Annotated in this window: 21 protein-coding genes and 1 other RNA gene; 14 read left to right on the top strand and 8 right to left on the bottom strand. The window is 51.4% G+C overall.

Annotated features, from left to right (window positions below; all coding sequences use genetic code 11):
* Positions 1 to 164 precede the first annotated feature (164 nt).
* Together PsWM33_RS20640 and PsWM33_RS20635 are read left to right on the top strand one after the other, a co-directional pair.
* A complete protein-coding gene (locus PsWM33_RS20640; protein WP_063301490.1) occupies positions 165 to 1,586 on the top strand; it encodes an FAD-binding oxidoreductase in 1,422 nt (473 codons plus the stop codon).
* 172 nt (positions 1,587 to 1,758) lie between these two features.
* A complete protein-coding gene (locus PsWM33_RS20635; protein ID WP_063301489.1) occupies positions 1,759 to 5,835 on the top strand; it encodes an AsmA family protein in 4,077 nt (1,358 codons plus the stop codon).
* Here PsWM33_RS20635 and PsWM33_RS20630 read toward each other — a convergent pair.
* From PsWM33_RS20630 to ssrA, 4 genes are all read right to left on the bottom strand, one after another.
* The gene (locus tag PsWM33_RS20630) at positions 5,828 to 6,049 is read right to left on the bottom strand and encodes a ribbon-helix-helix domain-containing protein (protein WP_063289922.1); all 222 of its coding nucleotides are present in this window, start codon (positions 6,047 to 6,049) and stop codon (positions 5,828 to 5,830) included. The genes PsWM33_RS20635 and PsWM33_RS20630 overlap by 8 nt on opposite strands.
* Positions 6,050 to 6,058: 9 nt before the next feature.
* The gene (locus PsWM33_RS20625) at positions 6,059 to 6,268 is read right to left on the bottom strand and encodes a DUF4169 family protein (RefSeq protein WP_063290143.1); all 210 of its coding nucleotides are present in this window, start codon (positions 6,266 to 6,268) and stop codon (positions 6,059 to 6,061) included.
* 57 nt (positions 6,269 to 6,325) lie between these two features.
* A complete protein-coding gene (locus tag PsWM33_RS20620; RefSeq protein WP_063301488.1) occupies positions 6,326 to 6,937 on the bottom strand; it encodes an SspB family protein in 612 nt (203 codons plus the stop codon).
* A 127-nt stretch (positions 6,938 to 7,064) separates the two neighbouring features.
* Positions 7,065 to 7,420, bottom strand: a transfer-messenger RNA (tmRNA) gene (gene ssrA, locus PsWM33_RS20615).
* Positions 7,421 to 7,692: 272 nt separating this feature from the next.
* Between ssrA and PsWM33_RS20610 the strand changes: the two genes are divergently transcribed.
* The 4 genes from PsWM33_RS20610 (at position 7,693) to PsWM33_RS20595 (ending at position 10,559) form a co-directional block, all read left to right on the top strand.
* The gene (locus PsWM33_RS20610) at positions 7,693 to 8,487 is read left to right on the top strand and encodes a thymidylate synthase (RefSeq protein WP_063301487.1); all 795 of its coding nucleotides are present in this window, start codon (positions 7,693 to 7,695) and stop codon (positions 8,485 to 8,487) included.
* 29 nt (positions 8,488 to 8,516) lie between these two features.
* Positions 8,517 to 9,341 carry a 3-deoxy-manno-octulosonate cytidylyltransferase gene (locus PsWM33_RS20605; RefSeq protein ID WP_063301486.1) on the top strand — a complete coding sequence of 275 codons (825 nt, stop codon included), beginning with the start codon at positions 8,517 to 8,519 and terminating at the stop codon, positions 9,339 to 9,341.
* Entirely contained in the window at positions 9,338 to 9,949 is a 612-nt protein-coding gene (locus PsWM33_RS20600; RefSeq protein WP_063301485.1) for a histidine phosphatase family protein, read from the top strand. The genes PsWM33_RS20605 and PsWM33_RS20600 overlap by 4 nt, the downstream gene beginning before the upstream one ends.
* Before the next feature lie 88 nt (positions 9,950 to 10,037).
* Positions 10,038 to 10,559: a dihydrofolate reductase gene (locus tag PsWM33_RS20595; protein WP_057465752.1), complete on the top strand. Its 522-nt coding sequence runs from the start codon at positions 10,038 to 10,040 to the stop codon at positions 10,557 to 10,559.
* Positions 10,560 to 10,568: 9 nt separating this feature from the next.
* Here the strand turns inward: PsWM33_RS20595 and PsWM33_RS20590 are convergent, their stop codons facing one another.
* Positions 10,569 to 11,489: a phytanoyl-CoA dioxygenase family protein gene (locus tag PsWM33_RS20590; RefSeq protein WP_208994674.1), complete on the bottom strand. Its 921-nt coding sequence runs from the start codon at positions 11,487 to 11,489 to the stop codon at positions 10,569 to 10,571.
* A gap of 199 nt (positions 11,490 to 11,688) precedes the next feature.
* On the opposite strand from PsWM33_RS20590, the gene PsWM33_RS20585 reads away from it, so the two are divergent.
* The 5 genes from PsWM33_RS20585 (at position 11,689) to PsWM33_RS20565 (ending at position 16,402) form a co-directional block, all read left to right on the top strand.
* Positions 11,689 to 12,153, top strand: a complete 465-nt coding sequence (locus PsWM33_RS20585; RefSeq protein WP_063301483.1) for a GNAT family N-acetyltransferase — start codon at positions 11,689 to 11,691, stop codon at positions 12,151 to 12,153.
* Positions 12,154 to 12,502: 349 nt separating this feature from the next.
* The gene (hflK, locus tag PsWM33_RS20580) at positions 12,503 to 13,672 is read left to right on the top strand and encodes an FtsH protease activity modulator HflK (protein ID WP_063298169.1); all 1,170 of its coding nucleotides are present in this window, start codon (positions 12,503 to 12,505) and stop codon (positions 13,670 to 13,672) included.
* Complete coding sequence (gene hflC / locus PsWM33_RS20575; protein WP_063301482.1) at positions 13,672 to 14,559, top strand: protease modulator HflC; 888 nt, start codon at positions 13,672 to 13,674, stop codon at positions 14,557 to 14,559. The genes hflK and hflC overlap by 1 nt, the downstream gene beginning before the upstream one ends.
* Positions 14,559 to 14,753, top strand: a complete 195-nt coding sequence (locus PsWM33_RS20570; RefSeq protein WP_057465757.1) for a DUF2065 domain-containing protein — start codon at positions 14,559 to 14,561, stop codon at positions 14,751 to 14,753. Before hflC ends, PsWM33_RS20570 begins: the two co-directional genes overlap by 1 nt.
* Before the next feature lie 164 nt (positions 14,754 to 14,917).
* A complete protein-coding gene (locus PsWM33_RS20565; RefSeq protein ID WP_063301481.1) occupies positions 14,918 to 16,402 on the top strand; it encodes a Do family serine endopeptidase in 1,485 nt (494 codons plus the stop codon).
* 72 nt (positions 16,403 to 16,474) lie between these two features.
* On the opposite strand, the gene serB is transcribed toward PsWM33_RS20565, so the two are convergent.
* Positions 16,475 to 17,368, bottom strand: a complete 894-nt coding sequence (gene serB / locus PsWM33_RS20560) for a phosphoserine phosphatase SerB (RefSeq protein ID WP_063301480.1) — start codon at positions 17,366 to 17,368, stop codon at positions 16,475 to 16,477.
* Between serB and miaA the strand changes: the two genes are divergently transcribed.
* Both miaA and PsWM33_RS20550 read left to right on the top strand, forming a co-directional pair.
* Positions 17,346 to 18,344 carry a tRNA (adenosine(37)-N6)-dimethylallyltransferase MiaA gene (gene miaA / locus PsWM33_RS20555; protein WP_082827092.1) on the top strand — a complete coding sequence of 333 codons (999 nt, stop codon included), beginning with the start codon at positions 17,346 to 17,348 and terminating at the stop codon, positions 18,342 to 18,344. The genes serB and miaA overlap by 23 nt on opposite strands.
* Positions 18,345 to 18,953: 609 nt before the next feature.
* Positions 18,954 to 19,490 (top strand): GNAT family N-acetyltransferase, encoded by a 537-nt coding sequence (locus PsWM33_RS20550; protein WP_208980682.1) that lies wholly within the window; start codon positions 18,954 to 18,956, stop codon positions 19,488 to 19,490.
* Positions 19,491 to 19,550: 60 nt separating this feature from the next.
* Here PsWM33_RS20550 and PsWM33_RS20545 read toward each other — a convergent pair whose 3' ends face one another.
* Positions 19,551 to 21,107 carry a 2-isopropylmalate synthase gene (locus PsWM33_RS20545; protein WP_063289910.1) on the bottom strand — a complete coding sequence of 519 codons (1,557 nt, stop codon included), beginning with the start codon at positions 21,105 to 21,107 and terminating at the stop codon, positions 19,551 to 19,553.
* Positions 21,108 to 21,279: 172 nt separating this feature from the next.
* Between PsWM33_RS20545 and PsWM33_RS27425 the strand changes: the two genes are divergently transcribed.
* Entirely contained in the window at positions 21,280 to 21,432 is a 153-nt protein-coding gene (locus tag PsWM33_RS27425; protein WP_193778433.1) for a hypothetical protein, read from the top strand.
* A gap of 206 nt (positions 21,433 to 21,638) precedes the next feature.
* Here PsWM33_RS27425 and PsWM33_RS20540 read toward each other — a convergent pair whose 3' ends face one another.
* Entirely contained in the window at positions 21,639 to 22,553 is a 915-nt protein-coding gene (locus PsWM33_RS20540) for a PhzF family phenazine biosynthesis protein (RefSeq protein ID WP_063301479.1), read from the bottom strand.
* Positions 22,554 to 22,620: the final 67 nt, after the last annotated feature.

Raw genomic sequence — 22,620 nt, 5'->3', positions numbered from 1 at the left:
GGTCAGTTGGCTTGTGTGGCAATCGTCTTGCTAAAAGCTCAATAATGCTGACCACGCAGAATACTATAATTCCAATAAATGCCGAGTCGTGTCTCGAAGTTTCGACTATATGCTTGGAGGTGTGCTTCCGGGGGGAAGTATCTGGAATATAAGGGAGGTCTGTCATGTCTCTGACGGGGATGCAGCTGAATGTTACACGCAATGCCGAGGGGATCGACAAAGCGATTGCGCTCTTGAATGAGAAGTTTGGCGACCGTTGCCAGACATCCATGAGCTTGCGGGAGCAGCACGGGCATACGACATCATGGCTACCAAACCAGCCGCCAGATGCTGTTGTCTTTGCACAGTCGACTGAGGAAGTCTCTGAAATCGTAAAGCTTTGTGCTGACCTGCGTGTGCCGGTCATTCCGTTTGGCAGTGGTTCTTCTCTCGAAGGGCATCTGAATGCACCGGGGGGCGGTATCTCGCTGGACCTCTCTCAGATGAATGAGGTTGTTTCAGTTCATGCAGCGGATTTGGACTGTGTGGTTCAGCCGGGTGTGACGCGCAAGCAGCTCAATGCTTACTTGCGTGATACTGGCTTGTTTTTCCCGATTGATCCGGGCGCTGATGCCACTATTGGTGGCATGACGGCGACGCGGGCTTCTGGCACCAATGCGGTGCTTTATGGGACGATGAAGGATATGGTTCTGGCGCTGACGGTTGTCATGCCTGACGGGACCATTGTGAAGACTGGAAGCCGTGCCAAGAAATCGTCTGCGGGATATGACCTGACGCGTTTGATGGTTGGCTCAGAAGGCACACTTGGGGTGATCACTGAGATTACGTTGAAGCTGAAGGGCATACCTGAAGCAATTTCAGGTGGAATTGCCTCCTTCGATAGCATTGCGGATTGCTGCAACACGGTTATCGAGGCAGTGCAGTATGGCATTCCCGTTGCCCGTATGGAGCTGTTGGACACACTGACCGTCCAATCCGTTAATGCCTATTCAAAGCTGGATTTGCCAGAATCACCGTTGCTGCTTGTGGAATTCCACGGCTCTGAGGCTGGTGTGAGAGAACAGGCTGAGCGGTTTGGTGAGATTGCGGCTGAAAACTCTTTGAAAAAATTTGAATGGGCGACCGATCCTGAAGAGCGCAACAAGCTTTGGGCCGCGCGGCATGACGCTTATTGGGCTGGCCTTGGTCTGGCACCTGAGCGAACCGGACTGTCGACAGATGTCTGTGTGCCAATCTCTCGTCTGGCCGATTGTGTGACGGCTACACACGATGATATCGAAGAAAATGGCCTGATTGGTCCGATAGTTGGCCATGTTGGTGACGGCAACTTTCATGTTCTTGTGTTGACGGACCTAACTGACCCTGAGGACATTGCCAAGTCTGAGGCGTTTGTTGAACGGCTGAACTATCGTGCGATTGAGCTGGGCGGAACCTGTACTGGTGAGCATGGTGTGGGGCAGGGCAAGATGAAGTATCTGCCTAAGGAACATGGTGCAGGGGTGGCTGTGATGGCTGCGATCAAGCGTAGTCTTGACCCGTTGAATATTATGAACCCAGGTAAGATTGTTGCCTTAGATACCGAGTAAAGAAGTGCCATAAATACGCACTTGCTTCGATCCGTTCGGAAACATTGCCTTAAGTCGTTGCTGTCGTCTTGTTCCTGCTGTAATTCACATAGACAAACAAGTGTTTGCATGCAGCTCATAGGCGGACAGCGCGGCAAGGCGTGAGGTTCGAAGTGGGTAAAGGAGCTTAACGTTGAATTCGGTTTACATCACCGTCGGTGGGACTTTGATCTTGGCGCTGGTCATCGCGCTTGTTGGCCCTTTGGTCATCGATTGGTCAGCTTATCGTTCCCTGTTTGAAAGCTATGGTGAGAAAGTTCTGGGGCATCAGGTTACGATCCTCGGTGAGACCGATGTCCAGCTGCTGCCTGCTCCCTACGTGAAGCTCTCTGACGTTCGTGTTGGTGCTGTCGAAGATCCGTTGATGACTATCAAAGGATTTGAAGGTCGTATTGAATTGCCATCGCTTTTGCGCGGAGAAGTGCACGTCACTGAGATGAAACTCAACGAGCCGGAGCTTAACCTTTCTCTTGATGAGGAAGGCCGTCTTGATGTTTTGCAAACCAACTCCCGCCGTTCCGTTATTTCTGAAATTGACCCAACCTCGCTTATTCTGGAAGGCGTGAGCGTTCAAAATGGTTCTGTCGTACTGACTGATGCACGGACGGGAGAAGTACGCCGCGCAGGCAATGCGAACCTTGAGCTTTATGCTGGCGGTTTGCAGGGGCCTTTCAAAGCGGAAGGCGCGATGCTTTATGAAGGTGTGCCTTACACGCTGAAAATTGGCAGTGGCCGTGTTGAGCGCAATGGTCAGATCAGGGTTAAGACGCAGGTGTCTCCTGCAAATGTTGCAGCTCAATTTTCAACTGATGGTTTCCTGACACACCAGAACGGTGTGGTCTCCTATTACGGAGATGCCGAGGTTCAATCTGTTGTCAGTGAAGGCTCTGATGCGCTGGAATGGGCCGGGAAGAGTAAATTCAATCTGGACGGTGAGCGACTGGAACTGACTGAGAGCACATTGCGTCTTGGCTCAGAAGATCGCCCGATTACCGCTGAAGGTGGCGGTATTTATAGTTTTGGTCCAAAGCCAGAATTTCAGGCTGTTGCTCAGTTTAAGCAGGTTGATCTGGACCGGATGATTGGTGGTGGGCCGCAGCGTCCGCTGGTTCCGACTGATGCTGTTCTTACGCGACTGGCTGGCGGCTTACAGTCTCTGCCTCTGCTGGATGTGAAAGGCAATATGGACCTGACCGTGCCTGTTGTGGTGGCGGGTGGTTCTGTTGTTTCCAATCTGAGTGCCTTACTTGAATCGACTGGTACAGGCTGGAAGATTGATGAGCTCTCTGGTGAGTTGCCGGGTCGTAGCCTCTTCAAGACCAGTGGTTATCTGGAGCTGCGCGGTTCTGCTGGCTATCAGGGAGACTGGGAAATTTCTTCCCGTCAGCCACATCAGCTGGCGCATTGGTGGTTGGGAGAGCGGAAAGATGCATCCAAACGTCTGTCTCCTGTTGCGTTGAGAGGCCGTGTTGAAGCTGGTTCCGGTGCTCTGCGACTGCCTGATTTGCGGATTGATGCCGGAGATGTGCGCAGTGTTGGTTTGATTTCATTTGAGCATCCGCTTGATCGCAGCCCGTTGATCACCGTCGATATGGATAGTGACCGCGTCAATCTGGATGAAATCCAGCGTTATGTGGAAGCGTTTACGGGTAAGAAGATCAAACCCAGTGCGGTTGATATGTCCATGCGGCTTTATGCAGATGAGCTTGTTGCCAGTGGCGTGAAAGCAAAAAGCATGGCCGTGAGTGCGAGCCTGAGCCGGGATGCGCTTTCAATCGAGCAGCTGAAAATCCGTGATTTTGCTGGTGCTTACATTGATATGAAGGGCCGCATTGATGACCTGAGCACGACACCACAGGGGAACATCAAAGGCACGCTGACAGCATCGTCTCTGACTGGAGCGGTTGCTGTTTTGGAAGAATATGCACCTGACCATCCGTTGATTGAGCGTCTGAAAACAGCTGCTCCGGATCTTGCACCTGCTAGCCTTAAAGCTGAGCTTTCTGCCTATGCTGAGAAGGGGCGGACGGATATGTCTTTGAACCTTTTTGGTGAGGTTGGCGTCAGCGATCTGGACTTGAATGGCACCTTTGAAGGCCGCATTGATGATTTCGCAGAAGGTGACCTTTATGCGGAAATGACGCTTGGTGGCAAAGATGGCGTCAAAGTGCTTCGACAGCTTGGGTTTGAGGCTATCCCAATCACGCAACTACAACCGGGAGAGGTTCGTCTTTCCTTGTCTGGCAGTCCGCGCGATCAACTGGCCTTTGGTTTTTCCAGTGACCTTGTTGGGTTGAAGATCCTCTCCGATGGGACCGTACGGGTTCCGAACCGGTCTGCTGCTGTCTGGTCTGCCAAGGTTGCGTTGCAGTCTGATGATCTGGCGGATTATGGACTGGCATTTGGCAAGATTTATCCAATTTACTCCGGTCCTCTCAAAGCGAACCTGAGTGGTCAGCTTGAAGGACGCGGGCGGGACTTCAAACTCTCAGATCTGAAAGGCCAACTGGCCAATATGGATCTGTCTGGTGATCTTGAAGGTACTTTGAAAAAAGGTGGACCTTTAGAAGCATCCGGAAAACTGGAACTGTCTGAGCTTGATATGCGCAGTTTGAGTGAGCTGCTGCTGGGAGCCAATGTTTGGGCCGGTGTGCTTCAGGAAGATTCTGTGTGGTCCTCGCAGGCGCTGGGGCAAGGCCTTGCTGATGGTGTGGATCTGACCCTTGATGTGAAGAGTGACCGTGCTTTGTTCAGTGATGAGTTCCGACTGGACGCCGCAAGTGGTCAGCTTCGGCTACGTTCGGATCAGCTGTCTATCAATGAAGGGACTGGCCGGTTTGCAGGAGGCGAGTTCTCTGGTGCCTTTGATTTGCGGCGGGATCAGGGACAAGCGACCCTTTCTGGCAGGTTCCGGCTGGATGATGTTGATTTTGAAGAGTTGGCCTGGACTGATGAAGGTCGCGCTTTAGCAACAGGTAAGCTGCAGGCGATTGCTGAGTTTGAAGGAAGCGGACGCACAATCTCAGGCCTTGTGGCTGGTCTTTCAGGTGGTGGTACTTTCAGCGTTACTGATGGTGTAATTCGCCGGATCAACCCAGCGGCCTTTGACCTTGTGATCAAGGCAGCTGATGCGGGTCTTGAGCTGGATGAGGCTGCTATTCAAAACACCTTTGCGGACCATCTGGATGCGGGCTCTATATCGTTCAACCGGGTTGACGGGTCCCTGGGCATTGCCAGTGGGCGGATCCGGGCGCGTAACATCTCCGTTGATACTGCCGGGACCACGCTGTTTGGCTCTGCGCTTGTTGATCTGGAGAAGTGGGCGCTGACGGGCGATGTTTCCATGAAGACCCGTGATGAGGCGCAAAAGGTTGCGGGTGCGGAGCCTCAGGTCGCTATCTTGTATTCTGGTCCGCTGGAAAACCCAGTGCGCAAGCTGGATACGGGGCCTTTGCTCTCCTATCTCAATCTTCGTGCGATTGAACTGAATGTGAAACGCATTGAGGAAGAGCAGCGCAAGATTGCTGAGCAAGAGCGCATGCTTGATGAGCTGAAGAAAAAGCGGGAAGAAGAAGCCGCCCAAAAAGCGAAGGCTGCTGAGGACGCGGAAAAGGCTCGGCAAGCTGAAGCTGCCACCGCCGCTGAACGTAGGCAACAGGCGCAGGCAGACAAAGAGGCGAAAGCCCGTGCCGCCCGCTTGGCTGCTGAGGAAGAAGCGCGCAAGGCGAAAGCTGTTGAGGCTGTGAAGCGGGCTGAGGAAGCTCAAAAAGCGGCAGATGCGAAAGCTGCCGCAGAGGCTAAAGCTGCTGCTGAAGCGCAAGCCAAGGCCGATGCTGAGAGCAACAAGAGCACTGTACAGGACTTTAGTGCGCGTATTCGGTCTGTTCTTGACGGAGACGCCACTGCAAAAAAGCCCGTTAGCCCCTCTGTTGCAATTGTTGATCCACCCAAACCGCGCGCGAAATCCAGCCTACCTGCATTGGAAACTCCGGTGACCATTGGTGGCGTGAACGAGGCGACTGTGCCAGCGGGAGAGGTTGACCTGCTTGGGCCTATCATCCAGTCAGGTGCTCCGAAAAATCTTGGTGTGCTTGAGGCCGGCAATGACAATCAGGTCTTGCGTGGACCACTGCCGGATTTGCAGACTGATGAGCGGGGAGCGCCAAAATTCATTGAGCTGCCAGGTGGTCGCCTGCTGCAGGTTAACTGACCAGTTGGGTCTGAAAGTGTTTGAGCACTGCGACGCGGATACAGCTTGAGAGGTTGTTTTCCGGGTTTCGCTCATCATCAATTGAGGCGATGGTCGCGGTAATATTTTTACCCTGACTTCGCGCAAAGTCTTCAAGCCCAGACCAGAACTCCGGCTCCAGCGTGATGCTCGTTCTATGTCCGTGTAGGGTGATGGAACGTTTCTTGAGGCTCATATGAAAGCCTCACTCTTTATCTGCTGGTGATGAAGAAGAGACGGAGGCCAACTTGTGACCTTCAAAGCGTTTTGTCTGCAGGTCTGCTTCTGCATTTTCCTGAGATTTTTCGGCTTTTGAACGCCCGAACTTCCGGCGGTTTTCCGCAGCGGACTGGGCTTTGCTGTCTCTGGCCTTTTGTTTGCGGGCCTGACGCAGGTTAACAACGGTCGCGCTCATACAATCACCCATTACATGACGTTGATGAGCCGACCGCTCTTATCTTGATCGGAAGGATCAGCTCTTCTTGCGGAAAGCATCCAGAGAAACAACCTGCGCACTTCCGTTGTCATCTTTGGAAGTCTCGTCAGAGTCAGTTTTCTCTTTCTCTTCCTCAGAGTCTGAAGTTGTCTCTTCGGCTTCGAAAGCAGCTGTGTTAGCTTCTTCTTTTTCGTCCTGTTCGACAGCCGATTCCAGACGTGCATGGAACTCTTCCACAGAGTCCAGGTCACGTTCCGCAATGCGGAATTCTGCAGGCAGTTCTTCACCGGTCTTGCCAGGCTCAAACTCAAGAGCAAACTGGACAGACGGGTCGAAGAAACCCTTGATTGCAGAGAACGGAACATACAAATGCTCCGGAACACCACCAAAGGACAAACCAACCTCGAAAGCGTGCTCAGTGATCTGCAGGTCCCAGAACTGGTGCTGCAGCACGATCGTCATTTCTTTCGGGTAACGTTCCCTTAAGCGGTTTGAAATCTTGACGCCAGGGGCCGTGGTTTCAAAGGCAATGTAAAAATGGTGCTCTCCGGGAAGTCCTGCCCGGTTGACCTCAACCAATATCTTTCGGACTGCGTTTCTCAGCGCGTCCTGAATGATGATGTCATAGCGGATTAAATCTTCAGCCATGTCCGGCACCGCTCATCCTTTGCGTTCTTATTCGGCCTAACTATAGCGTAGAGGCGACAAAAAGGCCTGTCTTTTATTTCTATACCTTGAATAGGCGTAGAATAAGGAAAGGGCCTTTTAACACTAAAGTGGAGGCTTCTGTTGCCAGGTGCCTCCGAACCCCGCCTGAAGGTGCTAACCAACGGGACTTAGTGGACTACCGGAACTGCATTACGCAGCTACAGCGTTGTCCATAGCGTAGTTGTCATTTGCAACTATCATTTTGGTCCGATAACGGTGGTACCATGCCGAGCAAAAACAAAGCCTTTACGCCCTCGTCGATCCTGTTTCGCCCCCCCGAAGACCGCTGGAGTACAACGGGCTTTGGTGGAGGCGCCGGGTACCGCCCCCGGGTCCGAATGGTTTATTGCGCTCGCAATTTATTGCCGTAGCCAGCGAACTGGCAGGGGGAATATAGGTGTACGCACTGGTAAATGGAAGGGCAAAAGATAGCGGTTACTGTTGCAGGGCTAAGAGAACCTGTTGACAAAGCGGCATATTCACAGGCCAATTTGAACAAGTGGTGGTGTTGAAGATTTGTAAATGACGCTTTTGCTGGGATTTGCCTAAGGCGGAAGCACTCAAGCTATTTTCCCGGTCTTTTTATCGACGGAAGCTTGGGGTAAGACCCCGTATGCAAGATGGCACAGAGGCGATTTTCGGTAGATTGGCTATACTGTGCGCGACTCGAATCGTAAAACAGGAGATGATCCTTCGTGCAGCAATATCTAGAGCTGATGCGCCGTATCATGGATGAAGGTGTGGTCAAGGAAGATCGCACTGGGACAGGCACCAAGTCTGTCTTTGGTCATCAGATGCGGTTTGATCTGTCCAAGGGCTTTCCGGTTGTTACGACCAAGAAATTGCACCTGAGATCTATCATTTATGAGCTGCTCTGGTTTTTGGCGGGTGATACCAACATCAAGTACCTTAAAGACAATAAGGTGCGCATTTGGGATGAGTGGGCAGATGAGAATGGCGACCTGGGGCCAGTCTATGGTTATCAGTGGCGCTCCTGGCCCAAGCCAGGCGGTGGTTCTATCGACCAGATTGCCAATGTGGTGCAGCAGATCAAAACGAACCCGGATAGCCGCCGGTTGATTGTTTCTGCCTGGAACCCTGCACTTGTTGACGATATGGCGTTGCCGCCTTGTCATTCGCTGTTCCAGTTTTACGTGGCAAACGGCAAGCTTTCCTGTCAGCTTTACCAACGTTCTGCAGATGTGTTCCTGGGTGTTCCGTTCAACATCGCTTCTTATGCATTGCTGACCATGATGATTGCACAGGTTTGCGATCTGGAACCTGGTGATTTTGTCCATACGCTTGGTGACGCGCATCTCTACTCAAATCATATGGAGCAGGCTGAGCTTCAGCTTTCCAGAGAGCTGCGCGCCTTGCCTGTTATGCATATCAATCCAGAAGTGAAGGATATCTTCGGGTTCTGCTACGAGGACTTTGCTTTGGAAGGTTATGACCCGCATCCACACATCAAAGGTGTTGTTGCGGTCTAGTTGTCTTTGGTTTTTTAAAAGGAGTTCCCATGCGAACCCTTATTTGCGTTCCGGCGCGTATTGGATCAACTCGTTTCCCGCGTAAGCCGCTGCACCCAATCAGTGGCCGCAGTTTGCTGGAGCGTGTTGTGCAAGTTGCTCGTGTTGCGGCGAAGCAAACTGGTTCTGACTATGTGGTCGCGGTGGACCATGAAGAGGTTGCCGAGCATTGCCGCCATATCGGTGCGCCCTTTGTGATGACTGATCCGGAGCATCCATCTGGTACGGATCGGGCACTTGCTGCTTCCAGAGTGCATGGCACGCATCCTGAGTTCGTTTTAAACCTGCAGGGTGATGCGCCGTTTACGCCGCCTGAGCATGTTTCTGCGTTGATCCAGGCCGCTGCAATGCGTCCTGATGCGGACGTGTTCACGCCTGTTATCCGGCTGGACTGGAACGGGTTGGACGAGCTCCGTGAGCACAAGAAGGCTCATCCGTTTTCCGGCACAACTTGTGTGCGCAGGGATGATGGAACGGCTCTGTGGTTCTCCAAGAATATTCTTCCGGCCATTCGTAAAGAAGAGAAACTGCGGGAGAGCGACAAGCTTTCTCCTGTCTTCCGCCATATCGGGCTTTATGGCTACCGTGTTGACGCTCTTGAGCGCTTCAACGAGCTTGGGCTTGGGTACTACGAGCAGATGGAAGGGCTTGAGCAGCTTCGTTTTCTGGAAAACAGTATGGTTGTTCATGCGGAAGAAGTGCAGCCGCCTAAACTTTCCATGTCTGGTGTGGATACGCCAAGCGATGCGGAGCTTGCTGCACAATTGATTGCTAAATTTGGCGACCCGTTTGATCATTTGGAGACTGGCCTTTGACGCGCGTTTACATTCTCAGACACGGCAACACTTTTGATAAGGGCGATGTTGTCACTCGTGTTGGTGGCCGCACAGATTTGCCTCTCAGTGTTTCTGGTCTGGGGCAGGCTGAGAAGCTCTCTGAGCACTTTGCTGATCTGGGTGTGAGCTTTGATATGGCGTTTTGCTCTCCGCTGCAGAGAACCAAGCAAACGGCGCAGATTGCACTGAAAACGCAGGCTGAAGAGGTTGATCTGAAGGTTCTGCCGTTTTTGGTGGAGATCGATTACGGGCCCGATGAGAACAAGCCTGAGGAAGAAGTCCGCGCCCGGATTGGGGATGAAGCTCTTCGCGCGTGGGAAGAAGAAGGTGTGCCGCCGAATGGTTGGCACATTGACCCGCCTGCTGTGATTGGACGCTGGCAGGAGTTTTTTAAGTCTGCTCCTAAAAAGTATCCAGGCAAGACTCTTCTTGTGGTGACCAGTAACGGGATTGCACGCTTTGCATTGAAAGCATTGGCTGATCAAGGTGTTGGTGCTGACCTGAAACTGAAGACAGCGGCTTATGGTGTGTTCGATGTTACAGACGAAGGCCAGCCGTTAATGCTTAGTTGGAATGTGAGGCCGTAGGTTCTTTCTGCTGCCTGAACTGGTTTAGATGGGAGCTTGATGCTCTCATCAACTGAGTACGACTTGTCTCTTGCCGATTGAGGATAGGATGAAGCAAATTTCGATGATCTCAGCTGTGGCTGAAAATGGTGTGATTGGCGCAAACAATGACATGCCATGGTCTGTTTCTACCGATCTGAAGTTCTTTCGCAAGACGACAACAGGTAAGCCCGTGATCATGGGGCGTCGGACCTTTGAGAGTATTTGCACGACGCTTGGCAAGCCTCTTCCAAACCGCAAAAATGTTGTTATCACACGTGATCCGAACTACGCTTATGAAGGTGTTGAAGTGGTCAGCAGTCTTGGTGATGCACTCACGCTCGCAAATGACATTGCTGAGAATGATGGCGTCGATGAGATTATGATTGTGGGTGGGGGGCAGATCTATAAAGAAGCTATGCCAAAGGCTTCCACTCTCTACATTACCCGTATTCATGCGCAGCCAGACGGTGACACGAAATTCCCGGATATCTATGAGGGCGAATGGGAGCTTGCTGAGCGCACGCCGTTTGATCGTGGGGAAAAGGACTCTGCTGATTCCTCACTGGAAATTTATCGTCGCAAGCTTTGATGCAGCCTGTTAGTTGTTGCGCGTTGATGACTTTGTTGTGAGGTCTGCGCGCAAAGCAAGGCGGTGAGCTGTATGGGCGTTGTGCGCGTTGTTGGTGCTTGGCAAACGGCCATGGAAACCTGAGCGGTCCATAATCAGCAGTGTGTTTGCCTCTACCTTTAAAGGTAGGAGAGGTGGCAGATCCAGCTCTTGCAGATCACTCAGCCCTGTGATGGGCTCATCGTCCTCTTCTTCCATCTCTGTATAATCAAGATGGCGCTGGTACTCCCAGAAAATACGTTGTTCTGTCATGCGATGTGAGCCGGGGATGTAAAACATTGCGCCGTCTTCTGGTGTAATTTTTTCCAGAAAAAGCAATGCAATTGCGCCGGGCGAGAATGCATCATGCTCAATTTCAAAAGGTGGTGTGTTGCTGCCTTCCGTTTCAAAGCGGAAGGACGGTGTGTATTGTGCCATTGCCTCGATATGGTACGCAGGTTTAGCTTTTCTGCCTGCTGCGAACTGTAGCGGCGGCGGAATAAGCTCGTCTGTGATGGCAGATTGCAAAAAGGGTTGCCTGAGAAGGTGCGTATAGTTCAACGGTAATGTGAAGCTTTGTGCGTTATGCCAGTTGGAGAGAAGCCGCTTATTCCGATCTCTCTGGCCGACAAAATAGTCAAAGGCTTCAAACTTGAGCCTGCGAAAGAACTCCCGCGGCAACACATCATGTTTGATCCAGATGCCGTGGGTTTGCAAAGCCTGAGCGCAAGAGAGTGGCAGGGTTGAATACAATTTCGCCTGCTTTTCAATCTTCTGGCTATGAAGATCGGTCAGCTCGCTATGAAACCAATTGGGTATCGTTTCTTCGTCCCACTCCGATTGATGGGAGGACGAAGGCAGGAACCTGCGCTGCAAGCTGTTCATGAGGTGTTTTGGCTTTATTGCCCGCATTTGCATCCCCGCCGCTCTTCATTAACGAGAGGTTAAGGGGATCGGTGCTTTGGGTCTTTCCTTCTGTTTCTGCTTGTGAAATCTGCCTAAAGATTAGTTTCTGGCAGTAATTGACTTGCAATTTGAACGCTGACCACCAAGATAAATAAGGGTTTGAGGCTTGCTTTTCGGGAGTGAGCCGCGGAATTTTTGAGGTGGAATGTCCCAGTTTCTTGAGCTTAAAGACTTCAACGAGTTCAGCGTTGAACAGCTCTATGCTTTGCTAAAGTTACGTTGCGATGTGTTTATTGTTGAACAGCAGTGCGCATATCCAGATATCGATGGGCTCGATCCTGTCAGTAAACACATTCTCGTGATGAATGATGCCGGGCATATTCTTGGGGCGCTGCGAATCCTCCTGAAACACGAAGATGGCGATGTGTTCAAGATTAGCCGTGTGTTGGTCTCAAAGGAGGCGCGCGGGCAGGGTATTGCCGGTAAGTTGATGAATGCCGCGCTTTCTTACTGCACAGCGACCAATGATGATGCGCGCGTGGAGCTGCAGGCACAGGACTATCTGAAGGACTTCTATGGCGGGCTTGGCTTCTACGCCACTTCGGAGATTTATCTGGACGATGGTATTCCGCATATTGATATGCGTTTAAGGGTGCCGCCTGAAAGCTGAGAGCTTGAAACTCTGCACGTTTCCGCTGTGTGTTGGCTTGGTTTACGTTTTGTTGAGCAAAACAGCAAGAATTTGCCTGATTGTGCCTCTAATTCTTACAGCTAAAATTTGTAGGTAGGCTCTTGTACGTCGGTTGAAACGTGCGAAAGAAGGCTTATCTTCTTCAATAATGTCCGGTTTCTGTGGGGTTTTGGTGTTTTTCCATAAAGTGCAGCCTTTTGGCGTATCTGCATTCGTTGAAAGGCGCTGGTAACTTGCCTATAACCCTAATCAAGTAATAGTTGGCTTAGTCTAACTCTCATCTATTTGTCGGTTTGTCCGGCAGCATACCTAGTAAAGGGATCTCTCTATGCCTTGGAGCAATCAAAGCGGAGGTGGCGGCAATAACGGCGGCCCTTGGGGGAACTCCGGCGGCAACAAGGGCGGTGGTGGCCCTTGGGGTGGCGGCGGTGGCCCACAGCGTGGCGGCGGAAACGGTGGCGGCGGTAATCCACCTGATTTTGAGGAAATCCTCAAACGGGGTCAGGACCAGCTGAAATCCGTTCTTCCTGGTGATGGCGGAGGCCTTGGTTTTAAAGGTGTTCTCTTCGCCATCCTAGTTGCTGTTTTGATTTGGATGGCCACGGGCCTTTATCGTGTTAATGAAGGTTATGTTGGCGTTCCTATGGTGTTTGGAAAGGTCGTAGGTCAGACTGGCCCTGGTCTGAATTACAACTGGCCTTATCCGATTGGTACTGTTGAAACTCCCAACGTACAAGGTGTTCGCGAGACCACCATTGGCTTGCAACAGTTCTCGGGTCGCAGCTCTGTTAACACTAGAGATGTACCGGAAGAAAGCCTGATGCTGACCGGTGACGAGAACATTGTTGATGTGGATTTCAAGGTTCAATGGGTCATCCAGAATACGCCAACAGGTGTTCAGGAGTTCCTCTTCAATATTCAGAACCCGGAGGGCACTGTGAAGGCTGTTGCTGAGAGCGCGATGCGCGAAGTGGTTGGCAGCTCTCAGATCGACGCCATTCTGACTGAAAGCCGTACACCGATCCAGGTTGCTGTGAAGGAGCTGATGCAGAAAACCTTAGACGGGTATAAAGCCGGTATCCAAATAAGTAACGTTCAGATGCAGAAGGTTGATCCGCCTGCGCAGGTTATTGAAGCGTTCCGCGATGTTCAGGCAGCTCGTGCTGACCAAGAACGCGTGCAGAACGAGGCGCAGGCGTATGCGAATAAGATTGTTCCTGAGGCTCGTGGTAGCGCAGCTCGCGTGTCTGAAAGAGCGCAGGGCTATCGGGACAAAACTGTTGCAGAAGCAAACGGTCAGGCTCAGCGTTTCACAAAGATCTATGAGGAGTATGCGAAGTCACCAGACGTTATTCGCCAACGCCTCTATCTTGAGACCATGGAAGAAGTCTTGAGTAAAAATTCGAAAATTATCATTGATGGCAACGGCCAGCAGAATGGTGTTGTGCCATACCTGCCGCTTGACCAGCTGAACAAGCGTGCTGGAGGTAACAACTAATGAAAAGTGGTCTTCTTGGCATTGTAATTGCTATTGTTGCACTGGTTTTGTACTGGTCCACATTTAGTCTGACGCCTGCTCAACAAGCACTTGTCTTGCAGTTTGGTGAGGTGCGTGGCATTCAAACGACTCCAGGCCTTAAGTTCAAGGCACCTTGGCAAAATGTTCTGGTTATCGACAAGCGTATTCTCGATCTGAATATGCCACCGATTGAACCGATCCTTGCAGACAAAAAGCGTCTGCTTGTTGATGCGTTTGCTCGCTATCGGATTTCTGATCCAGTACGTTTCTATCAATCCGTAAACAACATTCCGGCTGGTGCCTCTCGTTTGGCGACTTTCTTGGATTCTAGTTTGCGTGGTGTTCTTGGTAATGCAACTCTGGAGCAGGTCGTGCGAGATGATCGTTCCAATCTGATGGAGCAAATCAGAGTAGACGTTGATAAACGAGCAAAAGCGATTGGCATGGAAGTGATTGATGTAAAAATCCGCCGTGCAGATCTTCCAGAAGCAAACTCTCAAGCTGTTTTCCGCCGCATGCAGACAGAACGTCAACGTGAGGCAACGGAAATCCGTGCAGAGGGGGAGGAACAGTCTCGCCGTATCAAGTCACGTGCTGATCGTGATGCGACTGTGCTTGTTGCGGAAGCTGAGCGTGATGCAGAAATCATCCGTGGTGATGGTGACGCCGCTGCCAACCAGATCTTCGCAGAAGCCTATGGTAAAGATCCGAGTTTCTTTGAGTTCTATCGCTCTATGCAGGCCTATAGAACTGCTATGGAAAAAGGCGACACATCGCTTGTGCTGTCTCCTGACTCTGACTTCTTCCGCTTCTTCAACGATCCAAGTGGAACGCGGAGTGCTCCGGCGGTTGGTGCACCACAGTAATGAATGATTTTATTGTGGCTCTGGGACTTGTCCTCGTTGTTGAGGGAGTTGTTTATGCTCTAGCCCCAGGCCATTTGAAGGAATTCATGCGGAAAGCTCAGGAGATTCCTGATCAGTCTCTCCGTCTTGGTGGTGTTGCTGCGATGGGGCTGGGTGTGTTGATTGTATGGTTGGTGCGTTCTCTCAGTGGATAGACGCAGATTTGCCAATGATACAACTGCGAGAATTCAGCCTGACGCAGTTAAGAAATAAATGTTAGTTTTGCCCGCGCTTTATTAACCAAGCGCGGGCATATTTGTTTTCAGTATGCGTTCTGGTGAAGTGTTTGTGTTCACCTGATAATCTGAGGAGATGGCTTATGGCCGGTGTTTTCCCTCGCCTTGAGCTTGGACGATCGATCAAGGCAATTGTTTTTGCGAGTGTACTTGGAGTTGCGGCGGTGACCGGCAGCTTCGATAGTGCTCGCGCAAGCGGCCCAGAATCTCTGGCAGACCTTGCTGAAGAGCTTGGTGATGCCGTGGTCAACATTTCGACTGCGCAAAGAGTGAAAGCCAAACGGTCTCTTCAACTGCCAGATGTCCCTGAAGGATCTCCTTTTCAGGAATTTTTCGAAGAATTTTTCAATGGACAAGAACCTGAGGGTGAAAGTCCACAGCGTGTTCAATCGCTCGGTTCTGGCTTTGTCATTGACGGTGAAAAGGGCATCATTGTTACCAACAACCATGTGATTGAAGGTGCGGACGAGATTACCGTTAACTTCAATGACGGTACCAAACTGTCAGCACAGTTGCTTGGATCTGACGAGAAGACAGACCTTGCTGTTTTGAAGGTTGAGCCTCAGTCAACCTTGGACTCGGTGAAGTTCGGCAGTTCTGAAGTGCTGCGTGTTGGTGACTGGGTGATGGCCATCGGTAACCCGTTTGGCCTTGGAGGTACAGTTACAGCAGGTATCGTTTCTGCACGGAACCGCGATATCAACTCTGGTCCTTATGACAACTTTATTCAGACCGATGCTGCCATCAACCGAGGCAACTCGGGTGGTCCGCTGTTCAATATGGATGGCGAAGTTGTCGGGATCAACACTGTTATTTTCTCGCCTTCAGGTGGGTCTATCGGCATCGGCTTTGCCATTCCTGCAGAGACTGCAACCCGTGTGATTGCGCAGCTGCGTGAGTTTGGTGAAACCCGTCGTGGCTGGCTTGGTGTGCGTATTCAGCACGTCACTGAAGAGATTGCTGAAAGCCTCGGTATGGATAGTGCGCGTGGCGCTTTGATTGCTGGCGTGACTGAAGGTGGACCAGCGCAGGAAGCTGACATAATGCCTGGTGATGTTGTGCTGAGCTTTGATGGTCGGAGTGTTCCTGAAATGCGCGATCTGCCGCGCATGGTTGCTACGACAACGATTGGCAGTACTGTTCCGCTCATGGTTTTGCGCCGTGGTGAAGAAGTCGAGCTTGAAGTCACGCTCGGACGTCTTGATGAAGTGGCTGAAATTGAGAAGGTCGAGGAAGAGCAGGAAAGTCCAAAGAGCAAGGCGGATGAAACCGTTGTGCTTGGATTGTCTCTGGCCAAAATCGATGAACCTTTACGTGAACGTTTTGCCCTGTCAGACGAAATCGAAGGCGTTGTGATTACCCGCGTTGCTGAAGACAGTTCTGCTGAAGACAAACGGGTTCGCGCTGGTGATGTGATCGTTGAAGTGGCTCAGGAGCCTGTTACTGCACCAAAAGACGTGGTTGCTATGGTCGAGGCTCTTAAGGCTGATAAACGTCGCTCTGCGTTGCTGTTGCTCTCCAACGGTTCTGGGGAACTGCGGTTTGTTGCAGTTCGTATCGAAGACTAGTCCGTTTTTATCAGACATGAAAAAAGCCGTTTCCAGATTGGAGGCGGCTTTTTTATTTGAAGGCAAGGAAACTTAGGTCTTTGCAAATTCGTCGTGGCTGTAACCTTGAATGTAGAGCAGGGCCGTCAGGTCGCCGTAGTTGATCTTAGCGCGAGCTTCCGCGGCCACTCTCGGCTTTGCGTGAAAAGCGACGCCCAGACCAGCAGCGCAGATCATGGCCAGATCATTGGCGCCATCACCCACTGCAATGACGTCTTCCAGTGCGATGCACTTTTCCTCAGTAAGCTCGTTGAGGCGGTCTAGTTTCGCCTGTTTGCCAAGGATCGGTTCAGCAACTTCACCTGAGAGCTTGGATTCCGCTTCTAGAAGGATGTTGGCCTTGTTTTCATCGAAGCCGATGACCTCGGCAATCTTCTGCGTGAACGAGGTGAAACCACCGGATACCAGTGCGGCATATCCGCCATTGGCTTTCATGGTCTGCACGAGTTCTCGTCCGCCAGGTGTCAACGTAATGCGATTTTCGATGGTCTTGCCGATGACTTCGGTGCCCAGGCCTTTAAGCAGGGCAACACGCTGTCGCAGAGCTGGTTCAAACTCAATTTCGCCGCGCATGGCGCTCTCGGTGATCTCGGAGATTCTCTCTTTCAATCCCAGTTCCGCTGCAAGCTCGTCAATGCACTCCTGCTGGATCATGGTGGAATCCATATCTGCGATCAGGAGTTTCTTTCTGCGGCCATTCTGGGGTTGAATGAAAACATCAACTGGTGCATTTGCAAGGTTTGTGCGAATAGAGCTTTCGAGTTCTTCAGGTTCTGCGTGACCCTCAATTGTCAGGTCTACAGCGATGTGAGGGTTGAGAACCTTAACCTGAGGTGCCGCGGGAAGAAGGGCACTGACCTTCTCAACGAGATCCTCAGTGACAGCGGGTTTGGCTGGATTGGAAATGAGCGTGACAACAAACGACATAAGCAGCTCTCGGACTGGGCAAGTGAATGGCGCTGGTAAAAGGCCTGTTGCGGTGTTGATAGCCGGACCGACGGCCAGCGGCAAGACAGCTCTTTCCATTCAACTGGCAAAAGAGCTGAATGCGTGGGTTGTTAATGCAGATTCCATGCAAATCTATTCTGATCTGCACATTTTGAGCGCGCGTCCAAGCGTGGAAGAAGAATCGCAGGCACCGCACTACTTGTTCGGCCATGTGCCCAGTGACCAACCTTACAGCGTAATGAACTGGCTGACGGAGTTTGAAGAACTGTTGTCGGATGCCCGACAATCAGGTCGCCCGCTGGTTGTTGTTGGTGGGACTGGTCTTTACTTCAGGTCCGCGCTGGAGGGACTATCCCTGATGCCCGACATTCCTGAGGATGTGCGGCAGCATTGGAGGGTGTTCTCACAGGATGCAGCTGCAGGGGCGCTTCATAACGCTCTGGGAGAGCGGGATCAGATTATGGCTGACCGTTTGCATCCATCAGACACGCAGCGCATTGTACGCGCTCTGGAGGTTATTGAGGGGACGGGTAAGTCTCTATCAGTCTGGCAGAATGAGCGTAGCACTCCTTTGCTGAGTACCGATGAATCTGTGAGAGTGGTGTTGTCGCCAGATCGCAAAGTCCTGCATGATCGGATTCATCGCCGGTTTGATTTGATGGTGGAGCAGGGAGCGGTTGAGGAAGCGTGCGCGCTTTGGGTCAAGGGCCTTGATCCAAACCTGCAAGTGATGAAGGCGATTGGCGTGAAGCAGCTTGCAGAAGCGGCTCAGGGGCTCACCAGCATGGACTGGGCAGTTGAGAAAGCTAAGACTGAGACGCGCCGCTATGCAAAGCGACAATCCACGTTCTTCAGGGGACAACTTTCGACCTGGCAGAATATTGACCCGCTCAAGACAAGCGAAATTGAAGCCTTTGTTGAAACTGTGAAGACTGCGTTCTCCCACGGATTTTAATGCTGGCTTTTATTGATTGGCGAAAATCCCTGTTAAAATTGGCAGATAGATAGTTTTACTGATGAATTTCTGAGTGACATCTTTCTACGGTTTCTTTAAAGAGAGGCGCACGTTTGGCAGAGGCCGCCAAACAAGTCATACTATTTTCCGAGAAATTTAATTTGCGGCGGAGCTGAGGCTCCTTAGAGCTCTGGTCGGTGTGAGTATACTCCACCGACCAGTACTAATTTTAAGTGATTGTGATGAGTTGTATAAGACTAGGTTTACCTTAAGTCATTGTGCGGCTCGCATAATTGGCGTTATCCGGCAAATCTGTGGTATCTAAAGATCGTAATTTTGCCTTATTAAATGTTATCTGCATACTTTCTTCGAGAAAATCCTACTGAATTTCAAAGGATTGCATGAAGAAGGACTTCTGACGCTTTTTAGACATAATGAAGTGCCATCAAGCATTCGCCTTTGAATTTTGACGGTATTTAAAAGCATATTGCATGCATTAAGGCGGTTGTAATCTGAGGGAGGACTCTCCAGATGTGACCTGAGGCTGTTGGTCTTACGTGGCTGGTTTTTCTGGCTGGCTGGCGTGTGATTATAATGGAGGAATCAAGCGTGACACTCCCAATCCTGGAAACTAAACGGCTGCGGGCACGACCTTTTACCTCTGATGATCTGGCAGATCTTGTAAGCCTTCATAGCAATCCAGAGGTCAATCGTTACTTACAGCCCACTAATGTGGCCTGGGATGTTTCGATCGTGAAAAAACGGTTGGCAAGCTTTATTGAGACTCAGGAACTGATGGGTTTCAGTCAATGGCATCTGTCGACGCATGAGGGTGAGTTCGTTGGCCGTGCTGGTTTCTCTCTTTATGAGAAAACCGCCGAAGTCGAGATGGACTACACTTTGTTAGAGCACTTCTGGAACAAACGCTTCGGCAGTGAGATTGCGCAGGCGCTGGTGGAGTGGTTCTTCGAGAACACCTATTACTCTCACCTTTTGGCCTTTGCCCATCCAGAAAATCATGCTTCCAAGAAAGTCATGAAGCGTGCAGGCTTTGAGTTTCGTGAGACGCGTCTGGTTGATGGGTTGCCATGCGAATTTTATCAGGTGCTTAGCCCAAGCTGTCAGAAGCTTGCTGTTCCAGCCTGAACTGGCACAAAAAAAGCGCGGGGCTTTCGACCTGCGCTCTTTCCATGAAAATTGAATGACTTAAACAGTGATCGCGTCTTCCACGTTGACCTGACGCTGACGTCGGATTGTCAGTTTGTTCAGTGCAGAGACGTAGGCGCGGGCAGAGGCGACCAATGTGTCTGTGTCTGCACCTTTACCAGTTGCGATTTTGCCGTTGTCTTCCAGACGAACGGAAACTTCAGCTTGCGCATCCGTGCCTTCTGTCACTGCATGTACCTGATAGAGGGACATGTTTGCGTCATGCGGCCAAATTGCCTTGATCGCGTTGAAGGTGGCATCAACCGGGCCGTCGCCTGTAGCTTCACGAGTTTCGTGCTTGCCGTTGACGTCCATGGTCAGGATGGCTTTCTGAGGTCCACCAGTACCAGCGATCACTGTCAGAGCGATAACCTTGACGTTCTCGCTCTCAATTGTGATCTGGTCTTCTACCAGTGCTTCAATGTCTTCGTCGTAAACGTTTTTCTTGCGATCTGCCAAGTCCTTAAAGCGGCGGAAGGCTTCCTGCAAGGCATTGTCGCCCAACTCATAACCCAGCTCAGACAGCTTGTCTTTAAAGGCATGACGGCCAGAGTGTTTGCCCATGACCAAAGAGGTTGCACGAACTCCAACATCTTCCGGACGCATGATTTCGTAGGTTTCTGCGTGCTTTAACATACCGTCCTGGTGAATGCCGCTTTCGTGGGCAAATGCGTTTTTGCCGACGATTGCTTTGTTGTACTGGACGGGGAAGGAGGACACTGCAGAGACCAGCTTAGATGCGCGGGTCAGATAGGCTGGATCGATGGTGCATTCATATGGCAGCACGTCGCCACGTGTGCGCAGGGCCATGACGATTTCTTCCAGCGCGGCGTTGCCAGCGCGCTCGCCCAGACCGTTGATGGTACACTCGATCTGACGTGCGCCTCCTGCGACACCAGCCAGAGAGTTTGCTGCGGCTAAGCCCAAGTCGTTGTGACAATGCGCTGAGAATATTGCCTTATCAGAGTTCGGCACATTTGCGATGACCTGCTCGAACATGGCTTGATATTCAGCGGGTGTTGCATAGCCAACGGTATCCGGCAGGTTGATGGTTGTTGCACCAGCGTTGATGGCGGCTTCAACGCAGCGGCTCAGGTACTCGATGGATGTTCGGGTGGCGTCCATTGCGGACCACTCGATGTCATCGATCAGGTTGCGTGCCTGTTTCACCGTTTTGGTGATGATCTCCAGAACCTGCTCTTCTGTTTTGTTCATCTGGAATTGCAGATGGATTGGAGAGGTGGAGACGAATGTATGGATACGGCCTTGATTTGCCTGCTTAATTGCTTCGCCAGCGCGGTCAATATCCGCTGGGATTGCACGGGCCAGGCCTGCGATTACGGAGTTTTTTGAGCGTTTGGCGATTTCGCTGACCGCTTCAAAGTCACCCTGAGAGGCAATTGGAAAGCCTGCTTCAATGATGTTGACGCCCATTGTGTCAAGTAATTCAGCGACTTGCAGCTTTTCTTCCAAGGTCATGGACGCGCCGGGAGATTGTTCTCCGTCGCGCAGGGTGGTGTCGAAAATAACTACTTGGTCTTTAGCGGATGCGGTCATTGGTGATGCCTTCAACTTTGCCCCGACACCTTGTGTGTCCTGAAATAGCGCCTGGGGATTTTTCTTCATTCTCAGATATTTAAGAGTGATCCCCTAAGTGCCCGCCCAGATACGGGGCCGCCGACGCCTAGGGGCATCTAAGTAGAAGGAGCGCGCGCAGGAAGAGGCCGCCATGCTGGCGCATGGTGCTGTTTTCATTCAGATTGTCGCGGTTCGCGATCATTATCTGTCAGCTGCCTTTTCGTCGCTATGGCTTGGAATCAAAGTTTCCAACTACTTACGTGTCGGATACTTGTTTGAAGTTACAAGCCAAATCTTCTTGTAGCGTTACCGAGTAAGTCTCGTTTTTGCCTAATCTGTAATTTTCCTAGCGGATATGCGGATTAAACGCAAGAATTTTACTCAAAACAGGGCTCTGATTACTCAAAAGTATATGCAGCTCACGCTGAGATAATCTCAATTGGCTCACAGAGCAGTCCCAATATGCGGGAGAAGTGGAGGAGGCGGAGTGCTCTCCTCCGGTGTTATCGCTCAAAGGAGCAGTTCGCCGCGGGCGAGGATAACTGCCTGTCCGCCAATGCGGTGAGCGTGAATGGCGCCAGACCGCATCTCCATTTCCAGTGAGATGGAGGAGGGGCGTCCCATCTTGAAGCCTTGCTCAATGAGATATTTGTGTGTGCCGTCCAATGGCTGGTCGAACTCTGCAATGGACCCTGCAAAGGCGGCGACTGCTGACCCTGTTGCTGCATCTTCGCGTGGCAGGCCGTTTTCCAGGTAGACCATGCGAGCGTGGAAAGCGCTGTCTACATGGATGGTCTGGCGGCAGTATGCAAAGGCATTGTTGTGCGCGATGGTGCCGAACGCTTCTTCCCAGTATTTATGAACTGGTTGGATGCGGTTGATGGCGTCCATATCTGCGACTGGAACAAATGCAAATGGCAGGCCGGCTTCCCAAGCTTTGGGCTTGTGGTTTTCGAATGTGATTTCATTCGGTTCAAGAGACAGAGCAGCAGCAATCACATCTTTTTCGCCAAGCTTTTGAACTGGCTTTGGCAGTCTTGGCACGTCAAACTCAGCGGAGGTGGCCTTGTCTTTTTGCAGGGCGACAGCACAGCGCACCAACCCGACTTTTTCTTCCAGCAGCACCAATGCATCCATATCGTTATCTGGCGCGCCGAAGCGGTTTTCTGCCATCAAAACAGCGGTGCCCACGGTTGGGTGGCCTGCAAATGGCAGTTCCATGGATGGCGTGAAAATGCGGATTGAGGCGTTATGAGCGATATTGTCTGGTGGCAGAACAAAGACGGTTTCGGAGAGATTAAACTCGCAGGCGATCTGCTGCATCTGAGCGTCTGACAATCCCTTTGCATCCAGCACAACTGCAAGCGGATTACCTGCCAGCGCTTTATCAGTGAAAACGTCTAGCAGGGCATAAGGTCTGGCCATTTTAAAAGTCCAATTATCTCAGTTTGGTGTTGAGCTTGTGGTCTTGCATCACAGGCTCAACTTGCGA

The sequence above is a fragment of the Pseudovibrio sp. WM33 genome, assembly GCF_001623165.1.
In the GTDB taxonomy this organism is placed as follows: Bacteria; Pseudomonadota; Alphaproteobacteria; order Rhizobiales; family Stappiaceae; genus Pseudovibrio.
Note: the sequence above shows the minus strand (reverse complement) of the source record. Positions and strands in the feature narration are given on the sequence as shown.

What these genes read in the sequence shown, in the direction of transcription:
- PsWM33_RS20565 (WP_063301481.1), top strand. Translation starts at nt 14,918, where the DNA reads ATGGCCGGTGTTTTCCCTCGCCTTGAGCTTGGACGATCGATCAAGGCA.
- hflC (WP_063301482.1), top strand. Translation starts at nt 13,672, where the DNA reads ATGAAAAGTGGTCTTCTTGGCATTGTAATTGCTATTGTTGCACTGGTT.
- PsWM33_RS27425 (WP_193778433.1), top strand. Translation starts at nt 21,280, where the DNA reads ATGCTGGCGCATGGTGCTGTTTTCATTCAGATTGTCGCGGTTCGCGAT.
- PsWM33_RS20620 (WP_063301488.1), bottom strand. Translation starts at nt 6,937, where the DNA reads ATGGCTGAAGATTTAATCCGCTATGACATCATCATTCAGGACGCGCTG.
- PsWM33_RS20590 (WP_208994674.1), bottom strand. Translation starts at nt 11,489, where the DNA reads ATGCGGGCAATAAAGCCAAAACACCTCATGAACAGCTTGCAGCGCAGG.
- PsWM33_RS20605 (WP_063301486.1), top strand. Translation starts at nt 8,517, where the DNA reads ATGCGAACCCTTATTTGCGTTCCGGCGCGTATTGGATCAACTCGTTTC.
- PsWM33_RS20545 (WP_063289910.1), bottom strand. Translation starts at nt 21,107, where the DNA reads ATGACCGCATCCGCTAAAGACCAAGTAGTTATTTTCGACACCACCCTG.
- PsWM33_RS20570 (WP_057465757.1), top strand. Translation starts at nt 14,559, where the DNA reads ATGAATGATTTTATTGTGGCTCTGGGACTTGTCCTCGTTGTTGAGGGA.
- PsWM33_RS20585 (WP_063301483.1), top strand. Translation starts at nt 11,689, where the DNA reads ATGTCCCAGTTTCTTGAGCTTAAAGACTTCAACGAGTTCAGCGTTGAA.
- PsWM33_RS20625 (WP_063290143.1), bottom strand. Translation starts at nt 6,268, where the DNA reads ATGAGCGCGACCGTTGTTAACCTGCGTCAGGCCCGCAAACAAAAGGCC.
- hflK (WP_063298169.1), top strand. Translation starts at nt 12,503, where the DNA reads ATGCCTTGGAGCAATCAAAGCGGAGGTGGCGGCAATAACGGCGGCCCT.
- serB (WP_063301480.1), bottom strand. Translation starts at nt 17,368, where the DNA reads ATGTCGTTTGTTGTCACGCTCATTTCCAATCCAGCCAAACCCGCTGTC.
- PsWM33_RS20540 (WP_063301479.1), bottom strand. Translation starts at nt 22,553, where the DNA reads ATGGCCAGACCTTATGCCCTGCTAGACGTTTTCACTGATAAAGCGCTG.
- PsWM33_RS20630 (WP_063289922.1), bottom strand. Translation starts at nt 6,049, where the DNA reads ATGAGCCTCAAGAAACGTTCCATCACCCTACACGGACATAGAACGAGC.
- PsWM33_RS20640 (WP_063301490.1), top strand. Translation starts at nt 165, where the DNA reads ATGTCTCTGACGGGGATGCAGCTGAATGTTACACGCAATGCCGAGGGG.
- PsWM33_RS20595 (WP_057465752.1), top strand. Translation starts at nt 10,038, where the DNA reads ATGAAGCAAATTTCGATGATCTCAGCTGTGGCTGAAAATGGTGTGATT.
- miaA (WP_082827092.1), top strand. Translation starts at nt 17,346, where the DNA reads ATGAGCGTGACAACAAACGACATAAGCAGCTCTCGGACTGGGCAAGTG.